12 protein-coding genes are annotated in these 17,543 nt (G+C 67.0%); 10 read left to right on the top strand and 2 right to left on the bottom strand.

Annotated features, from left to right (window positions below; genetic code table 11):
• The first annotated feature begins 289 nt into the window (after nt 1-289).
• The 7 genes from J7I89_RS16865 to J7I89_RS16835 all read left to right on the top strand — a co-directional run bounded on the left by J7I89_RS16865 (nt 290) and on the right by J7I89_RS16835 (nt 8,169).
• Complete coding sequence (locus J7I89_RS16865; RefSeq protein ID WP_214972699.1) at nt 290-1,294, top strand: sugar phosphate isomerase/epimerase; 1,005 nt, start codon at nt 290-292, stop codon at nt 1,292-1,294.
• Between the two features lie 153 nt (nt 1,295-1,447).
• The gene (gene dhaL, locus J7I89_RS16860; protein ID WP_214972698.1) at nt 1,448-3,226 is read left to right on the top strand and encodes a dihydroxyacetone kinase subunit DhaL; all 1,779 of its coding nucleotides are present in this window, start codon (nt 1,448-1,450) and stop codon (nt 3,224-3,226) included.
• The gene (locus tag J7I89_RS16855; RefSeq protein WP_214972696.1) at nt 3,219-3,701 is read left to right on the top strand and encodes a ribose-5-phosphate isomerase; all 483 of its coding nucleotides are present in this window, start codon (nt 3,219-3,221) and stop codon (nt 3,699-3,701) included. Before dhaL ends, J7I89_RS16855 begins: the two co-directional genes overlap by 8 nt.
• Nucleotides 3,702-3,703: 2 nt before the next feature.
• A complete protein-coding gene (locus J7I89_RS16850) occupies nt 3,704-4,672 on the top strand; it encodes a 3-hydroxyacyl-CoA dehydrogenase family protein (RefSeq protein WP_214972694.1) in 969 nt (322 codons plus the stop codon).
• Between the two features lie 136 nt (nt 4,673-4,808).
• Nucleotides 4,809-5,576: an SDR family NAD(P)-dependent oxidoreductase gene (locus J7I89_RS16845; RefSeq protein WP_214972692.1), complete on the top strand. Its 768-nt coding sequence runs from the start codon at nt 4,809-4,811 to the stop codon at nt 5,574-5,576.
• Nucleotides 5,577-5,821: 245 nt separating this feature from the next.
• Nucleotides 5,822-7,177 (top strand): MFS transporter, encoded by a 1,356-nt coding sequence (locus J7I89_RS16840; RefSeq protein WP_214972689.1) that lies wholly within the window; start codon nt 5,822-5,824, stop codon nt 7,175-7,177.
• Nucleotides 7,178-7,281: 104 nt separating this feature from the next.
• Nucleotides 7,282-8,169, top strand: coding sequence for a triose-phosphate isomerase family protein (locus J7I89_RS16835; RefSeq protein ID WP_214972687.1), 888 nt, complete (start codon nt 7,282-7,284; stop codon nt 8,167-8,169).
• 37 nt (nt 8,170-8,206) lie between these two features.
• Here J7I89_RS16835 and J7I89_RS16830 read toward each other — a convergent pair whose 3' ends face one another.
• Nucleotides 8,207-8,503, bottom strand: coding sequence for a hypothetical protein (locus J7I89_RS16830; protein WP_056633683.1), 297 nt, complete (start codon nt 8,501-8,503; stop codon nt 8,207-8,209).
• A gap of 213 nt (nt 8,504-8,716) precedes the next feature.
• On the opposite strand from J7I89_RS16830, the gene J7I89_RS16825 reads away from it, so the two are divergent.
• Nucleotides 8,717-11,308, top strand: a complete 2,592-nt coding sequence (locus J7I89_RS16825; protein ID WP_374102022.1) for a Tex family protein — start codon at nt 8,717-8,719, stop codon at nt 11,306-11,308.
• Between the two features lie 149 nt (nt 11,309-11,457).
• On the opposite strand, the gene J7I89_RS16820 is transcribed toward J7I89_RS16825, so the two are convergent.
• Nucleotides 11,458-13,770, bottom strand: coding sequence for an FdhF/YdeP family oxidoreductase (locus J7I89_RS16820; protein ID WP_214972685.1), 2,313 nt, complete (start codon nt 13,768-13,770; stop codon nt 11,458-11,460).
• A gap of 191 nt (nt 13,771-13,961) precedes the next feature.
• Here J7I89_RS16820 and J7I89_RS16815 point away from each other — a divergent pair, with 191 nt between their 5' ends.
• Both J7I89_RS16815 and J7I89_RS16810 read left to right on the top strand, forming a co-directional pair.
• Nucleotides 13,962-15,356: an OFA family MFS transporter gene (locus J7I89_RS16815; protein ID WP_214972743.1), complete on the top strand. Its 1,395-nt coding sequence runs from the start codon at nt 13,962-13,964 to the stop codon at nt 15,354-15,356.
• Between the two features lie 189 nt (nt 15,357-15,545).
• The gene (locus tag J7I89_RS16810) at nt 15,546-17,459 is read left to right on the top strand and encodes a gamma-glutamyltransferase family protein (RefSeq protein ID WP_214972683.1); all 1,914 of its coding nucleotides are present in this window, start codon (nt 15,546-15,548) and stop codon (nt 17,457-17,459) included.
• Nucleotides 17,460-17,543 lie beyond the last annotated feature (84 nt).

Here is a 17,543-nt window from a genome sequence, read left to right as displayed (position 1 = left end):
ACGCGCCAAAGAACGCACCCCAACCTCATTTTCGGACTAGCAGTTCACGTCGTTCCCAGCGCTGAAAACGGCGTGTACTGCTACTCAGTTGGGGGAGGCCGGCGCGGGGGAATGCATCCGCCCGGCGCACCACCCGCTGCGCACTCCGGCTTCTGTGAGGCACTTCACAAAACCCCTGTGTCCATATAGGATCTTCGATTGTTCCCGAAGAAGTCTTGTGATCTTGACAACCTCTTCCGGATGGTCAATCCTATAGGAAAGAGGATTCCACAAAGGAGTGAACAACAACGTGGCTTACACAGCTGATAACTGGCCCATCACCGCGGCACTGCTGCAGTTCCCCGGCGCCGACGCGCAGGGCAACCACATCAACGACGCCGACGCGTCCGCCTGGGCCGAGGTCCTGACCGAGGTCAAGGAAGCTGGCTTCAGCAACGCCGACCTGACGGACAGCTGGGTCCGCCCCGGCGATCTCAGCAAGGAGCGCCTCGCCGAGTTCAAGCAGACCGCCCAGAACGTGGGCATCGGCATCCCCGTCATCTCGGCCATCCGCCGCAGCGTGATCGAAGAAGGCAACTGGGAAGCCAACCTCGAGTACAGCCACCGCACCATCGATGCCGCCGCGGAACTCGGCTGCGAGGTTGTCTCCTTCGGCCTGCACCAGGCGATCACTCCGGAGCAGCAGAAGCAGCTTTGGTTCTGGACGGTCGAAGGTTACAAGGACCCGGTCGGGGACAAAGACGCCTGGACCAAGGCCGTCACCCGCTTCCAGGAACTGGGCCGCCACGCCGCGGAGGTGGGCGTCCTGCTGTCGCTGGAAATGTACGAGGACACGTACCTCGGCACGGCAGACTCGTCCGTGCAGCTCGTCCAGGACATCGGCCTCGCCAACGTGGGCCTCAACCCGGACATCGGAAACCTGATCCGCCTGCACCGCCCCATCGAGGACTGGCGCGAAATGGTCGCCAAGACCATGCCGTACTCGAACTACTGGCACATGAAGAACTACATCCGTGACGAGGATGTGGCCCGCGACAGCTACGTCGCCATGCCCGCCCCCATGGAAAGCGGCCTCATCAACTACCGCGAGGCGTTCAAGGTAGCCATCGCCGCCGGCTACCAGGGCATCATCTGCACCGAGCACTACGGAGGCGACGGCCTCTCCGTGACGGCCAGCAACCAGGAATACCTGCGCCGCCATGTCCTTCCCAAGAAGGACGGCTATGCCCTCGGCAAGAGCCTCGTGGCACAGGGACGGCAGCAGCCGTCCGCCGTCGAACTCGCCAGCTCCTAGTCTCCCGGACGTCAGGTTCCCACCGGAGCCTGACGTCCGACGGCGGCCGCACGGGCAGCGCTCCGGACGGCCGCCATCCCGGGGCCCTCCGGAGTGAAAAGCCGGCCGAGCCCACCAGAACTGATCAACCCAACTCGGATTCAATGAGGAACCATGACCCAGATCTTCGACAATCCCGCTGACTTCGCGGATGAGGCGCTGGACGGCTTCGTGGCTGCCAACCGCGGCTATGTCGCCCGCGTGGACGGCGGCGTCGTCCGTTCCACCGAAATGACCCCCGGCCATGTGGCACTCGTGATCGGCGGCGGCTCAGGACACTACCCGGCCTTCGCCGGACTCGTCGGCCCCGGCCTTGCCGCAGCCTCCGCCTGCGGCAACATGTTCGCCTCGCCCGCCGCCGGGCAGGTCTACCGGGTGGCCAAGGCCGCCAATGCCGGCGGCGGGGTGCTCCTCAGCTACGGCAACTACGCCGGCGACGTCCTGCACTTCGGCCAGGCCCAGCTGCGGCTCAACGCCGAAGGCATCGAGACCCGCACCGTGCTGGTCACCGACGACATCGCCAGCGCCCCGCTGGACCAGATCGAAAAGCGCCGCGGCATCGCCGGCGACCTCACGGTCTTCAAGATCGCAGGCGCCGCAGCCGAGGCCGGCCTGAACCTGGACGACGTGGAACGGCTGGCCATCACGACCAACCACCGCACCCGCTCACTGGGCGTGGCCTTCGGCGGCTGCACGCTGCCCGGCGCCTCCGAGCCGCTCTTCAACGTGCCGGACGGCCAGATGTCCCTGGGACTGGGCATCCACGGCGAACCCGGCATCTCCGAACACCCCATGCCCACCGCCTCCGAACTGGCCGAACTGCTGGTCTCACGCCTCCTGGCGGACAAGCCGGACGATGCCGGCGACCGCGTGGTGGCGATCGTCAACGGCCTGGGCACAGTCAAGTACGACGAACTGTTCCTCCTGTTCGGCAAGGTCGAACCTCTCCTCAACAAGGCCGGCCTGACCGTGGTGGAACCGGAGTGCGGCGAGCTGGTCACGAGCCTGGACATGTCCGGACTCTCGCTCACCCTCCTGTGGCTCGACGACGAACTCGAGCAGTTCTGGGCGGCCCCGGCTGACACCCCCGCGTACCGCAAGGGCAACCTCGCACCGCGTACCCGCCGCGAAATGGCCGGACCCGAAGCCGCCACAGCGGAAGAGACCGAGAAGGCCACCGCGGCGTCCGCAGACCTGGGCCGGCTGGCAGCCGCCGTGCTCGCCCAGGTGCGGGACGTCGTCGTCGAACATGAAGAGGAACTGGGCGACCTGGACGCCATTGCCGGCGACGGCGACCACGGCATCGGCATGCGCCGGGGCGTGGACGCCGCAGCGGCCGCGGGCAAGCAGAACGCCGCGGCCGGCGCCTCGGTTGAACGCGTCCTCACCGAAGCCGGAGAGGCGTGGAGCGAGCGCGCCGGCGGAACCTCCGGGGCGCTGTGGGGATCCGCAGTGATCGCCGCGGGCCTGGCCCTGGGCAACCGCGAGTCGTACCAGGCCGCAGACGCGTCAGCCGCCGTCACGGCGTTCACGGACGCCATCACCGAACTCGGCAAGGCGGAACCGGGGGACAAGACCATGGTTGACGCCCTCCTGCCGTTCCGGGACGCCTTCCGTAAAGCGGCCGACGGCGGCGCCTCCTTGGGCAGCGCCCTCGCCATCGCCGCTGCCGCGGCAACGGAAGCCGCCCGGCAGACTGCGGACCTTCGCCCCCTCAAGGGCCGGGCCCGCCCCCTGGCTGAAAAGAGCCTCGGCCACCCCGATCCCGGCGCAGTCTCCTTCGGACTGATCACGGAGCGGATCGCCACGTACATCGAATCCGGCGCCGGCACTTCGGACGCCGACAATTCTAAGCTGGCCGCAGCGGCCGGAAATGGAGCAAAAAATGACTGACACCGCAGGCTGGCGCATTGTCATCGGCAACGATGAGGCCGGCGTCGAATACAAGGAAGCGCTGAAGGCCCTGCTGGAGGCGGACAGCCGCGTGGCATCGGTGCTGGACATCGGCGTGGGCGCCAACGATTCCACCGCGTACCCGCACGTCGCCGTCAACGCCGCCCGCAAGGTGGCCGAGGGCGAAGCCGACCGGGCGCTGCTGATCTGCGGCACCGGTCTGGGCGTGGCCATCGCGGCCAACAAGGTGCCCGGAATCCGTGCCGTCACCGCGCATGACAGCTACTCCGTGGAACGCTCCGTCCTGAGCAACAACGCCCAGGTCCTCACCCTGGGCCAGCGCGTGATCGGCCTGGAACTCGCCAAGAAGCTCGTGAAGGAATGGCTCGAGCACCGCTTCGACGAGAACTCGTCCTCGGCCGCCAAGGTGGAGGCCATCTGCTCTTACGAACCCGACTACACGAAGGCTGACTGACCATGACAGAAACACCTAATAGCTCGCGCAAGATTGCCGTCGTCGGTTCGGGATACATGGGCGGCGGCATCGCGCAGGTCCTGGCCCTTGGCGGCGCACGCGTTGCCCTGGCCGACGTGTCCGCCGAAGTGGCGCAGAAGAACTTCGAGCGGCTGCTCACCGAATCCGACCAGTTCGTGGCCGACGGCCTGTTCCCGGCGGGATCCACCGAGATCCTGAAGCAGAACCTCTGGGCTGCGAAGGACATCGAGGAGGCCGTGGCGGACGCCGACTTCATCGAGGAGGCCGTGCCCGAGGTCATCGAGATCAAGCACCAGACGCTGGCCCGCATCAGCGCCGCCGCCCGTCCCGACGCGATCATCGGCTCCAACACCTCCACCATCTCCATCGCGGAGCTGTCCGAACCGGTCGCCAACCCGGAACGCTTCCTGGGCGTGCACTTCTCCAACCCGTCTCCGTTCATCCCCGGTGTGGAGATCATCCCCCACGCAGGCACCTCGGCCGAGACCGTGGGCGCCGCCCGCGACCTCGTCCACGCCGCCAACAAGCAGACCGCCGTGGTCAAGGACGTCACCGGATTCGTGCTGAACCGCCTGCAGTACGCGCTGTTCCACGAGGCCGCGCAGCTGGTGGAACAGGGCGTCGCGACGGCGGAGGACGTGGACACCCTGGTCCGCACCACGTTCGGCTTCCGGCTCCCGTTCTTCGGCCCGTTCGCCATCGCCGACATGGCCGGCCTGGACGTCTACAACTTCTGCTACAAGTCCCTGCAGACCGACTTCCCCGAGCGCTTCGCCACGCCCAAGATCCTCACGGACCTCGTCGAGGCCGGCAAGCTGGGCACCAAGACCGGCGCAGGCTTCCTGAACGTCCCGGCCGAGCGCACGCCCGAGCTGATCGCCTACCGCAACAAGGCCTACGTCGCGATGCAGAAGCTCATCGAGGACCTGGGCCCGGCGCCGATCAACTAAGCGCTCATCAACTAATAATCCATTAGTCCGGGCCGCCTGATCCGGACTGTCAAGAGCCTCAGTCACTGCCCGGTTTCCGCCGGGCAGTGACTGCTGCCTGCCCACTTTTCCTTCGCCACAACCTAGGAGCCTATTCATGAGCATTTTTCCGTCAGAACGCACAGCCATTGTCACCGGAGCCGTCTCCGAGCGCGGGATCGGCCGGGCCACCGCCAACTACCTCGCGGAGCTGGGCTGGAACGTCGGCATCATCGACCTCGATGACGCCCTGTGCCGGGCCACGGCCAAGGAAATTGCGGAACAGTACGGTGTGAAGGCGCACGGTGTCGGCGCCAACGTCGGCGACGAAGCGTCTGTCCGCAGCGCGATCGATTCGATCGAGGCGGAGCTTCCCCAGATCGTCGCGCTTGCCAATGTGGCCGGCGTCAGCTCGCCCGTTCCGTACCTGGAGCTCGACGCCGCCGAGTGGGACCGCGTGCTCAACATCAACCTCAACGGCGTCCACTACGCCACGCGCCGCGTCGCCGAGTCCATGGTGAAGAACCGGATCGGACGCATCGTGAACATCTCGTCCGTCTCCGCCCAGCGCGGCGGCGGAACGTTCTCCAAGACCCCGTACTCCGTGGCGAAGGCCGGCGTGATCGGTCTGACCCGCTCCACCGCCCGGGAGCTGGGGGAGCACGACATCACGGTCAACGCCATCTCCCCGGGCCCCATCGACACCGACATCATGGGCGGCACCCTGAGCCAGGAACGAAAGGACGAACTCACCAAGGACCTCGTGGTCAACCGCGTCGGCTCCACCCGCGACATCGCAGCAGCCATCGCCTTCCTCATCAGCGAGGACGCCGGATACATCTCCGGCCAGACGCTGAATGTGGATGGCGGACTCTACATGCATTAGGAAGGACCACCATGGCCCAGAACAGCCACCGCGGATTCAGCTCGTGGACCAGGGAACGGAAGATCTACCTTGCCGTCGGCGTCCTCGCCAGCCTGGTCGGCGTACTGCTCATTGCGTTCTCGCTCTGAGGGCGGCGCGCCACTGATTTAGGCGTTCCACTGATTTACCTGGCCGGTTCCCGTCGAATCGGCCTCATCGTTTTGCCCTTCTGATTTGCTCACTGACTTACTCAACGAGGAGTTTGAATGACTGTCACAACTACGACGTCCACCACCAAGGAGTTGCTCGACTCGCCGGTTCTCAAATCGGCCATCTCCAAGGCGTCCTTCCGGCTCATGCCGATGCTCGTCATCCTCTACGTCGTGGCCTTCCTGGACCGCACCAACGTGGGCTTCGCCGAGGCAGCCCTCGAGGTGGACAAAGGCATCACCGCCGGCGCGTATGCCCTTGGCGCCGGCATCTTCTTCATCGGCTACGCCCTGTTCGAGATCCCGTCCAACCTCCTGCTGACCAAGTTCGGCGCCAAGGTCTGGCTGGCACGCATCGCCATCACCTGGGGCATCGTCTCGGCCTGCTTCGCCTTCGTCCAGGGCGAAACCTCGTTCATCATCCTGCGGTTCCTGCTGGGTGTGACCGAAGCCGGACTCTTCCCGGGCGTCATCATGTTCCTCGCCGCCTGGTTCCCGAACAAGGTCCGCGTCAAGATGTTCGCCATCTTCTACCTGGCACAGCCGTTCTCCCAGATGATGGGCGCGCCGCTGTCCGGCTGGCTGATCAACATCGGCGACCAGGTCCCCGGCGTCCAGGGCTGGCAGGTCATGTTCTTCGTCGAGGGCATGCTGGCCGTGCTCGCCGGTATTGCCGCCTACTTCTTCCTCATCAACAGCCCGCAGGACGCCAAGTTCCTGGACAAGGACGAGAAGAAGGCACTGCAGGACGTCATGGCCCTCGAGGACACCGTCAAGGAAGAAACGGGCCCCCGTGGCGTGCTCGCGGCCATGAAGAACGGCAAGGTCTGGTACTTCACGGTCATCTACTTCTGCCTCCAGATCGCGGTCTACGGCGTGACGTTCTACCTCCCACAGCAGGTGGCCCAGCTGACCGGTCAGAAGGTGGGCCTCGCCGTCGGCCTCATGGCGGCCATCCCGTGGTTCTTCGGCATCTTCGCCTGCTACTTCATCGGGAAAGCGGCAAATACGGTTGTCCGCCGCCGTGTCTGGGGCACCGGGCTGTTCATCTCCACCGGCCTGTGCATCTTCGGCTCCGCCTGGGCCGGCGCCAACCACGTCCCGGCGCTGGGCATCGTCTTCATTTCGCTGGCGGTCTGCAGCTTCCTGTCGATCGGTCCCATCGCCTGGTCCTACCCGACGGCGTTCCTCACCGGAACCGCTGCGGCTGCCGGCATAGGACTCATCAACTCGCTGGGTAACCTGGGCGGCTTTGTGGCCCCGATTCTTCGGACCACAGTCAACCAGGTCACCGCATCGGACACCGGAACCATGGGTGTCTACGCGCTCGGCGTGCTGCCGTTCCTCGCAGCAGCGATGATGTTTGGTACCCGGAAGTTCACGAACAAGGCCGACGAACTGCTGGAAAAGTAGGAAAGACAACAGGCTGACGCAGGCGCCCGATCGAGAGTCTCAGCGATCGGGCGCCTGCGTCAGCCCGAGAATGTCAGTACAAGAACGAAACGGCGGGAAACCACATGACGCAGCCCGGCCCAGCCAGCACCGCAGGCACCATTTACGTCGGAGTCAGCACCAAGATGTACCTCGGCTACGGGGACAGCCTGCGCTGGCTGGGCGAGCTGCGCCATGAAGTGGACGCCCGTCCGGCCCTCGCGGCCGGGCGGGTGGTCCCGTTCGTCATCCCGTCCTTTCCAGTGCTGCCTGCCGCCAGCAAGATCATTGCCGGTTCGCCGCTGATCCTCGGAGCGCAGAACTGCGGCTGGGCCGACGGTCCGTGGACCGGGGAGGTATCGCCGTCGCTCCTCGCGGAGCTGGGTGTCCGGCTCGTCGAAATCGGCCACGCGGAACGGCGCCGGCACTTCGGCGAGGACGACGCCATGGTGGCGCTCAAGGTCAAGGCGGCCGACGATGCCGGCGTCACCCCGCTGCTGTGCGTCGGGGAGGAAGCCGCACCGGCTGCGGACGCCGATCCTGCCGGCGCCGCCGGCGCCGCCGAAGCCGCCGCCACGTTTGTGTACGGACAGATCGAGGCCGCGGTCCGCGGCGACTGGGACCTTGCGGCCAGGCTGGTCATCGCCTACGAGCCCGTCTGGGCCATCGGCGCTGCCGAGCCGGCCAGCGCTGGGTACGTGTCCGCCGTCGTCCGTTCCTTGCGCGAATTGTTGGCCGCCCACCGGCCGGATGCACACGGCTCGGACGCCCAGCGGCCGGACGGCGGACCCGGTTTGCAGGAACTGCCCGTCATCTATGGGGGCTCGGCGAAACCCGGGCTGCTGCCAACGCTCGAGGGGGTGTCGGGCCTGTTCCTGGGCCGGTTCGCGCACGACGCCGCGAACTTCGGCAAGGTGCTGGATGAGGCGCTGTCATTGTCGGAGGACCCAAGCGTTGAGGCCCCAAAGCTCTGAGGAACCAAAGCGCTAGGGCCCTGAGGCGCTAAGCGCTTCAGAGGAATGCCTCGCGCCCCGTCCCTTCGCTGAGCACCAGTTCGCCGTCCTCGATGGACACCAAGAGGCTGCGCGGCCGGCCGTGAAGCTTCTTTTCGGCGCTCAGATTGCGGCTGGTGACTTCCACGCCCACCGTGGCGCCTTTAGCCGGCAGTTCCACGGACACTTCCTCGGCCATTCCCAGGAGGGCCCGGGTGGTGACGTCGCGGTCGTACCGGGCCTCCTTGCCGTTGACCGTGATGGCGACCTCATCCCCGTTGAAGCCGTCCTGGAGAATGATCAGCAATTCCTGCATGATGCGCCGCCTATGCCGAGGACTTCCGCTGCCTATTGTCACTACACCACTTAAGCCGGGCCGTGGGTAGAGCGCGTTTGTTCAGCCGGTGCCCGCCTGCGGCTCTTGCTGTTCGCTGTGGTTCCCTCCCGGCACCCCGCCCCGCAGGACTGTTTTCCCGCCCGGTTGGGCTGTTTTCGCGCTTGGCGAGGCCAAGTGAGGCAAAATGTTCTGGTGACCCAATTCCCGCAGCCCCCTTCCGTGCCCGCGCCAGCAAAAGCATCCACACCGGCGCCCGCTGCCGATCACGGCGCCGCCCACATCGCGGCCCAGATCGCCTCCGAGCTGGGCGTGAAATCCTGGCAGGTGAAGGCTGCGGTGGAACTGCTCGACGGCGGTTCCACCGTTCCCTTCATCGCCCGGTACCGCAAGGAAGCCACCGGGACGCTTGACGATACCCAGCTCCGCGAGCTCGACGAGCGCCTGCGCTACCTCCGCGAACTGGAGGACCGCCGTCGCTCCGTCCTGGAGGCGATCGCCGCGCAGGGCAAGCTGACCCCGGAACTGCAGGCCGCCGTCGTCGGCGCCGACACAAAGTCCAGGCTGGAGGACATCTACCTGCCCTTCAAGTCCAAGCGCCGCACCAAGGCGCAGATTGCCCGCGAGGCCGGGCTGGAGCCGCTCGCGGATGCGCTGCTCAAACGCCCCGAGCTGGATCCGGAGCGGGAGGCGGCGAGGTACCTGAACTCCGAGCACGCTATCGACGACTTGACCTCCGCGCTCGCCGGCGCGCGGGCCATCATCGTGGAGCGCGTGGCGCAGGATCCCGACCTCGCCGAGACCCTGCGTGAGCGGCTGTGGACGCAGGGGCGGATGGCGTCGCGCGTGAAGAAGGGCAAGGAGACCGAGGGCCAGAAGTTCGCCGACTACTTCGAATTCTCGCAGGCACCGTCCGGGATGCCGTCGCACCGGGTGCTGGCGCTGCTGCGCGGCGAGAAGGACGGTGTGCTGGAGCTCGACCTCGCCGAGGCGGACCCGGCCGACGACGACGCCCTCGCAGCCGCGCGCGCCCGTTACGAATCCGCGGTGGCCAGGTTCCTCGGGGTCGCGGACCGCGGCCGGCCCGCCGACGCCTGGCTGCTGCAAACGGCACAGGTGGCGTGGCGCTCAAGGGTGCTTGCACGGCTGACGGCGGACCTGCGCGGGCGGATGTTCGCCGCCGCGGAGGACGAGGCCGTCCGGGTCTTCGCCGCCAACCTGCGGGACGTGCTGCTTGCTGCTCCCGCCGGAAACCGCGCCACGCTGGGCCTGGATCCCGGGCTGCGCACCGGCGTGAAGGTGGCTGTGGTGGACAGGACGGGCAAGGTGGTGGCCACGGACACCGTCTATCCGCACGCACCCGCGCGCAAGTGGGACGAGGCCCTGGCGACGCTCGTGCGGTTGGCGCGGAAGCACGGCGTCGAGCTCGTGGCGATCGGCAACGGCACGGCGTCGCGCGAGACGGACAAGCTCGCGGCCGAACTGCTCAAGCGGCTGTCCGCGGAGGCGGCTGCCAAGCCGCAGAAGCTCGTGGTGTCCGAAGCCGGCGCATCTGTCTACTCGGCCTCAGCCTTGGCCGCGGCGGAACTGCCGGGCATGGACGTCTCCCTGCGCGGCGCCGTGTCCATTGCCCGGCGGCTGCAGGACCCGCTGGCGGAACTCGTGAAGATCGATCCCAAGTCCATAGGCGTCGGGCAGTACCAGCACGACGTCACGGCCGCCAAGCTGGACCGCAGCCTGGATGCCGTGGTTGAGGACTGCGTGAATGCCGTGGGCGTGGACGTGAACACGGCGTCGCCCGCGTTGTTGAGCCGCGTGGCCGGCGTGGGGCCGCTGCTGAGCGAAAACATTGTGGCCTACCGGAACGAACACGGTCCCTTCGCCAAGCGCAGCGAGCTGAAGAAGGTGCCGCGGCTGGGCGCCAAGGCGTTCGAGCAGTGCGCCGGGTTCCTGCGGATCACCGGCGGAGCCGAGCCGCTGGATGCGTCGAGCGTGCACCCGGAGGCGTATTCGGTGGCGCGGAAGATCCTGGCCGCGGCCGGGGCTGCATCAGGGGCTGTGTCAGGCAAGGCTGGCGGGCCGTCCCAGGGAGGGCTGCCGCCGGCGGGTCTATCCGGCGCAAACGTCCTGAACCCGGAGGATTTCGTGGACGGCACCTTCGGCCTGCCCACGGTCCGCGACATCATCGCTGAACTCGAGAAGCCCGGGCGGGATCCGCGGCCGGCTTTCAAGGCGGCCACGTTCTCGGAAGGCATCGAGAAAATCTCCGACCTCAGGCCCGGAATGGTGCTCGAGGGAACGGTCACCAACGTTGCCGCGTTCGGCGCGTTTGTTGACGTGGGCGTGCACCAGGACGGGCTGGTCCACGTGTCCGCGCTCGCCAACCGGTTCGTGTCCGATCCGCGCGAGGTGGTGAAATCCGGCCAGGTCGTGAAAGTGAAAGTGCTCGAGGCGGACCCTGAACGCAAGCGAATCTCCCTCACCCTGAGGCTCGACGACGAGCCGGCACCTTCCGGCGGTCGCGCATCTTCCGGCGGCCGCGCATCATCAGGAGGGCGCCAGGATGCCGCAGGCCGCCAGGATGCCGGGAGCCGCCAGGCGGGCCGGGGTGGCAGTCCTGCGCGGGCTGCCGGCGGCGAAGGCGGGGCGCCCGCCCGCGGCGCACGTCCCGCAAGCAGCAACCGCAACGAGGCAGCAGCACCACAGAAGGCCTCTCCTAAACAGGCACCGAACGCGGCGAACACCGCCATGGCGGAAGCGCTGCGGAAGGCCGGCCTCGCGAAGTAGCGGCTGCGCAGGCACGCCACGCGCCTGAGCGCAGCGCAGGCATGCCGCGCCACGGAAGCAGCGGGCAGCCCGCCACGCAACTGAAACGGCCGACGGCTATACCGTCGGCCGCTTCAGTTGGGTGTTGCCGCTTCAGTTGAGCGTTGAGGTCAGCTCAACTGCCTGACCTGCTCCTCATGCGGAAGGAACCGCACCGTCATGGCCTTGTAGCCGGGGGTGTTCGACTCGCGGGCCACGAGCTCGCGGTGCACCAGCGCGTTGGCCTCCGGGAAGTAGGCCGCCGCGCACCCGCGGGGCGTGGGGTAGAACACCAGCCGGAACTTGTCCGCCCGGCGCTCCTGGCCCTGGAAGGTGCTGATGACGTCAACAAGTTCGCGGTCCTGGAAGCCGAGCTCGGCGGCGTCGTCCTGGTTGATGAGGATGACGCGCCGGCCGTTGGAGATGCCGCGGTAGCGGTCGTCCTGGCCATAGAACGTGGTGTTGTACTGGTCGTGGCTGCGGACCGTCTGGAGGATCAGATGTCCCTCGGGGGCCTTCAGGTACTCCAGCGGGCTGACGGTAAACCGCGCCTGGCCGGTGTCGGTGGCGAAGCTGCGGGTGTCCCGCGGCGGGTTCGGGAGAATGAAGCCGTTCTTCGTCCTGAGCCGCTTGTTGAAGTCCTCGAAGCCAGGCAGAACGCGGGAGATGTGGTCGCGGACCACGTCGTAGTCATCCGCCATCGCCTTCCAGTCCACGGCATGGTCCGGGCCCAACGTGGCTGCGGCCATGCGGGCCACGATCACGGGTTCGGCCAGCAGGTGTTCGGACACAGGGGTCAGCCGGCCCTGGGTGGAGTGCACGCAGGACATCGAATCCTCGACCGAGAGGATCTGCCGGCCGCCGGGGTGCTTGTCGTCGGTGTCGGTCCGGCCGAGCGTCGGCAGGATGAGCGAGGTCCGGCCGTGCATCACGTGCGAGCGGTTGGGCTTCGTTGAGATGTGGACGGTCAGCCCGACGCGCTGCATCGAGGCCTCCAGGACCTCGGTGTCCGAGCACGCCAGCGCAAAGTTGCCGCCCATCGAAACGAAGACGTCGACGTCGTCGTTCTCGAAAGCCTCCACGGTCTCCACGGAGTCCAGGCCGTGCTCGCGCGGCGAGACGATCCCGAACTCCTGGTCGAGGGCGGCGAGGAGCCATTCCTTGGGTTTTTCCCAGATGCCCATGGTGCGGTCGCCCTGGACGTTCGAGTGGCCGCGGACGGGGCAGGCCCCCGCGCCGGGCTTCCCGAAGTTCCCCTGCAGCAGCAGGATGTTGATGATTTCCTTGATCGTGTCCACCGAGTGCGGCTGCTGGGTGAGGCCCAGGGCCCAGCAGATGATGGTGGCCTTGGACTTGACCAGCATCTGCGCGACCGTGGAAATCTGCAGCCGGGACAGTCCGGTGGCGGTTTCGATTTCCTCCCAGTCCAGATCCTTGCGGGCTGCGCGGTACGCTTCGAAGCCTTCGGTGTTCGTGGTGATGAACTCGTGGTCGACGACGGAGCCCGGGACCCGCTCTTCCTCTTCAAGCAGGAGGTGCCCGAGCGCCTGGAACAGTGCGAGGTCGCCGCCCACCTTGATGGGCAGGAACTCGTCGGCCAGCGAGGATCCGTTGCCGATGACGCCGAAGATCGACTGCGGGTCCTTGAAATTGAAGAGACCGGCCTCCGGCAGCGGGTTCACGGCCACGATCTTGCCGCCGTTGCTCTTGCAGTCGGCAAGCGCGGAAAGCATCCTCGGGTGGTTGGTCCCCGGGTTCTGCCCGACGACGAAAATGAGTTCGGCCTTGTGGATGTCCTCCAGGGACACGGTTCCCTTGCCGATCCCGATGGTCGGGTTCAGGGCGCTGCCCGAGGATTCGTGGCACATGTTGGAGCAGTCCGGCAGGTTGTTGGTGCCGATGGACCGGGCGAACAGCTGGTACATGAACGCTGTTTCGTTGGCGGTCCGGCCGGAGGTGTAGAAGACCGTGCGTTCCGGGGTGGAGGCGCGGATGTGCTCGCCGATGAGGTCGAAGGCTTCCTGCCACGCGATGGGGGAGTAGTGGGTGTCACCGGGGCGGATCACCATCGGATGGGTGATGCGCCCCTGGTTTCCCAGCCAGTACTCCGTTTTGGTGGCCAGTTCCGCGATGGAGTGCTCCGCCCAGAATTCCGGGGTCACGGTGCGGAGCGTGTTTTCTTCCGCGACGGCCTTGGCGCCGTTCTCGCAAAACTCAGCCGGCTTGCGGGTTCCTTGCGACTCCGGCCAGGCACAGCCCGGGCAGTCCGTGCCGTCACGCTGGTTCAGGCGCAGCAGGGACTGCATGGTGCGGGTAACGCCGGCCTGGGCGATCCCGCGTTCGAGGGCGACCTCGACCGCCTTCAGCCCGGCGGCTGATTTCTTCGGTTTTCCGACCAGCAGGTCATCTTCATTGATGTCATCGACAGGAGCTCCACGTTTCATTAGTTCATCCTGACCGGTACCCGACGCGAAATCGAGCTTATGGGGCAAATTGGCCGCGCGGAAACCTCGCCGGGACCGCTCATCGCTGAATTGTTACCGTTCGGCGCAAAGCTGCAACCAGCAACTGAGAGATGACTCATGCTTGCCAAGGGGAAAGCGCATTCGCGATGGAGCGGCAGAAGGAGACACTCGTGGGCTGGCTGGACAGGGACCGAAGCATCGCCCCGCCGGGCTTCAACCGCTGGCTCGTCCCGCCCGCTGCGCTGGCGGTGCATCTGTGCATCGGGCAGGCGTATGCCACCAGCGTCTACAAGACGGCGTTGGTGAAGCATTTCGGCGCCAGCCTGACGGAGATCGGCGTGATCTTCTCCATCGCCATATTGATGCTGGGCCTCTCGGCGGCCGTCATGGGGACGTGGGTGGACCGGAACGGACCGCGCAAGGCGATGTTCACGTCCGCCCTGTTCTGGTCCAGCGGCTTCCTGATCGGGTCACTCGGCATCTTCACCGGCCAGCTCTGGCTGGTCTACCTCGGCTACGGCTTCATCGGCGGCATCGGGCTGGGCATCGGCTACATCTCGCCGGTGTCCACCTTGATCAAGTGGTTCCCAGACCGGCCGGGGCTGGCAACCGGCATGGCCATTATGGGCTTCGGCGGCGGCGCCCTGATCGCCAGTCCGGTGTCCACGGCGCTGCTCAAGTTCTACGATCCCGCTTCTTCGGACAAGGGCTGGATCGCCAGCGGGGACGCGGTGGGCAAGCTCTTCCTGACGCTGGCCGCCGTCTACCTTGCCTACATGCTGTTCGGGGCGCTCACCATCAAGGTGCCTGCCGAGGGGTGGAAGCCCGCAGGGTTCGACCCCGCCAAGGTCAAGGCGGCCAAGCTGGTGACCACGAATAATGTGTCCGCAGCCAGTGCCGTCAAGACCCGGCAGTTCTGGCTGGTGTGGATTGTGCTGTTCTGCAACGTCACTGCGGGCATCGGGATCCTCGAGCAGGCCGCTCCGATGATCCAGGACTTCTTCCGCCAGTCCGACGGCGCGTCCCTGGTGAGCGCTGCCGTCGCCAGCGGTTTTGTGGGGCTGCTGTCCATCGGAAACATGGGCGGCCGCTTCGCATGGTCGGCCACGTCCGACGTCACCGGGCGTAAGCGCATCTACATGGTCTACCTCGGCGTCGGAGCGGTGCTGTACACCGTGCTGGCGCTGGCGGGCTCCGGCAGCACGGCGTTCTACGTTGCCCTCGCGTTCGTCATCATCTCGTTCTACGGAGGCGGCTTCGCTACAGTCCCGGCGTACCTGCGTGATCTCTTCGGAACGTTCCAGGTGGGGGCAATCCACGGGAGGCTCCTGACGGCCTGGTCTGCAGCGGGCATTGCCGGTCCGCTGATCGTCAATGCATTCCTGGATGCCCAGGGAAAGCCAGGGGAGCTGACGGCGGCGTCCTACCAGCCGGCGCTGCTGACGATGGTGGGCCTGCTGGTGGTCGGCTTTGTGGCCAATCTAATGGTCAAACCGGTGGACGCGCGCTTCCACGAACCGCGTCCGGACGGCATCCGGTCCGCAGAACCCGCAATGGAGGCCTGATATGAACTCGACAAAACTGGCAGTCGGCTGGTCAATAGTCGGCATCCCCCTGGCCTACGGGGTCATACAAACGCTCACCCGCGTGGCCGCGCTGTTTGGCTGAGCCGGGAATTGTCTGGGATTAGAGCTTGGGCCGTGTCCCGGGCGCGGTGTCCGAGCAGCAAGGAAGCTGGTGCCTAGAGTAGCTCCATGAGTTTCACGCGGCCGGATCCCTTCACCACCCGTCCCACCCTGCAAGGCACGTTCGGCATGGCGGCCTCCACCCATTGGCTCGCCACGGCCACTGCCCAGGCTGTGCTCGAACGTGGCGGCAACGCTTTCGACGCAGCCACGGCGGCTGCGTTCGTCCTGCACGTCGTGGAGCCGCACCTCAATGGGCCGGGCGGGGACATGACCGGAGTGTTCAGCGCAGCAGAGGACCCGGGAAGGCCCGTCATCCTGATGGGGCAGGGCCCGGCGCCGGCAGGCGCCACAGTGCAGCACTTCCGGGCCGAAGGACTGGACCTGGTTCCCGGCTCGGGTGCCCTGGCCGCCGCCGTACCCGGCGCCGTCGACGCCTGGCTTTTGCTTTTGCGGGACCGCGGAACGTGGGAGTTGGCGGAAGTGCTGGACTTCGCGATCGGGTACGCGCGGGACGGGCACCCGGTGTTGGCGCGGGTAGGGAGCACCATCTCCGCGGTTGCCGGGCTGTTCCGGGAGCACTGGCCCACGTCCGCTGAGTTGTGGATGCCCGGCGGTCGGATCCCGGCGGAGGGCGACCTGATCCGGAATCCGGCCCATGCCCGGACCCTGCAGAAGCTGGTGCAGGCGGGGGCGGGCATCGGTGAGGCGGTCAGCAGCGCGGCGCACACGCGTGAAGAGCGCATCGATGCCGCCCGACGCGAGTGGAGTGAGGGCTTCGTGGCGCGCGCCGTGGCCAAGGCAGTGCAGACGCCACACCGCCACTCGTCCGGGACAGATCACCGCGGCGTCCTGACCATGGCGGACATGGCAGGATTCCGTGCGTCCTATGAGGGTGCGGCGACGTTGGAATTCCGCGGCCACAGCATCGCCAAGACGGGGCCCTGGGGGCAGGGGCCGGCCCTGCTGCAGACCCTCGCCATACTGGGCGGCTTCGACGACGACCGCCTCGACCCGTCCACGGAACTCGGCGCGCACACCGTTCTTGAGGCGCAGAAGCTGGCGCTCGCAGACCGCGAGGCGTACTACGGCGACGCGGACGTTCCACTGGACTACCTGCTGTCGGCCGAATACTCCGCTTCGCGCCGCGAGCTGATCACCGAGAACGCCTCCCATGAGTTCCGCCCAGGAACGGTTCCCGGCCGGGAGCCGTTCGTGCCCGTATTTCGCACCGAGTATGTTCCGCCGGCGCTCTCCGGTGACGACGGCGGTCCGCGCACCGACGGCGGTCCGCGCCTTTCCGGCGGAGTGGGTGTTGGCATGGCTGGTGTCGGCGAGCCGACGCTCGGCGGGCCCACACTCGGCGAGCCCACAGTGGATGCGACAGGCGAGACGCGCGGCGATACGTGCCACATCGACGTTGTGGACCGCTGGGGCAACATGGTCTCGGCCACGCCGTCCGGCGGTTGGCTGCAGTCGTCCCCGGCGATACCGGAGCTGGGCTTTTGCCTTGGAACCCGGCTGCAGATGACCTGGCTTGACGAGGGAACGCCGTCAACGCTCATGCCGGGCAAGCGGCCGCGTACCACGCTGACACCAACACTGGTGCTGCGCAACGGCGTTGCCGTGACCGCACTTGGCTCACCGGGCGGAGATCAGCAGGATCAGTGGCAGCTCCTGTACCTGCTCCGGACGATCGTTGGCGGATATACGCCGCAGCAAGCGATCGACGCCCCGGCGTTCCATACGACGTCGATGCCCGGCTCGTTCTGGCCCCGCACGTGGGAGCCTGGCGGCGCCGTCGTCGAGGACCGGCTAGGCGACGACGTGATAGCGGGACTCGAGCGCAGGGGGCACCGGATCACGAGGGCGGGTGACTGGGCGCTGGGGCGGCTCTCCGCCGTCGTCCGTGATCCTGCAACGGGGCTGCTGCAGGCCGCCGCCAATCCCCGCGGTGCGCAGGGATACGCGGCAGGGCGATAGCGGTGCGCAGGGACGCACGAGCTCCGGGCCGGCAGGAGTCGCCGCGGCGCGGCGGGGTTTCGGGCGTGCGGCCTTTCTGCAAGG

The organism is Arthrobacter sp. ISL-5 (genome assembly GCF_018613835.1).
In the GTDB taxonomy this organism is placed as follows: domain Bacteria; phylum Actinomycetota; class Actinomycetes; order Actinomycetales; family Micrococcaceae; genus Arthrobacter.
Note: the sequence above shows the minus strand (reverse complement) of the source record. Positions and strands in the feature narration are given on the sequence as shown.

Bases quoted from the DNA above. Each gene is read 5' to 3' on its own strand.
- J7I89_RS16820 (WP_214972685.1), bottom strand. From the start codon at position 13,770: ATGAAACGTGGAGCTCCTGTCGATGACATCAATGAAGATGACCTGCTG.
- dhaL (WP_214972698.1), top strand. From the start codon at position 1,448: ATGACCCAGATCTTCGACAATCCCGCTGACTTCGCGGATGAGGCGCTG.
- J7I89_RS16835 (WP_214972687.1), top strand. From the start codon at position 7,282: ATGACGCAGCCCGGCCCAGCCAGCACCGCAGGCACCATTTACGTCGGA.
- J7I89_RS16840 (WP_214972689.1), top strand. From the start codon at position 5,822: ATGACTGTCACAACTACGACGTCCACCACCAAGGAGTTGCTCGACTCG.
- J7I89_RS16830 (WP_056633683.1), bottom strand. From the start codon at position 8,503: ATGCAGGAATTGCTGATCATTCTCCAGGACGGCTTCAACGGGGATGAG.
- J7I89_RS16810 (WP_214972683.1), top strand. From the start codon at position 15,546: ATGAGTTTCACGCGGCCGGATCCCTTCACCACCCGTCCCACCCTGCAA.
- J7I89_RS16845 (WP_214972692.1), top strand. From the start codon at position 4,809: ATGAGCATTTTTCCGTCAGAACGCACAGCCATTGTCACCGGAGCCGTC.
- J7I89_RS16855 (WP_214972696.1), top strand. From the start codon at position 3,219: ATGACTGACACCGCAGGCTGGCGCATTGTCATCGGCAACGATGAGGCC.
- J7I89_RS16850 (WP_214972694.1), top strand. From the start codon at position 3,704: ATGACAGAAACACCTAATAGCTCGCGCAAGATTGCCGTCGTCGGTTCG.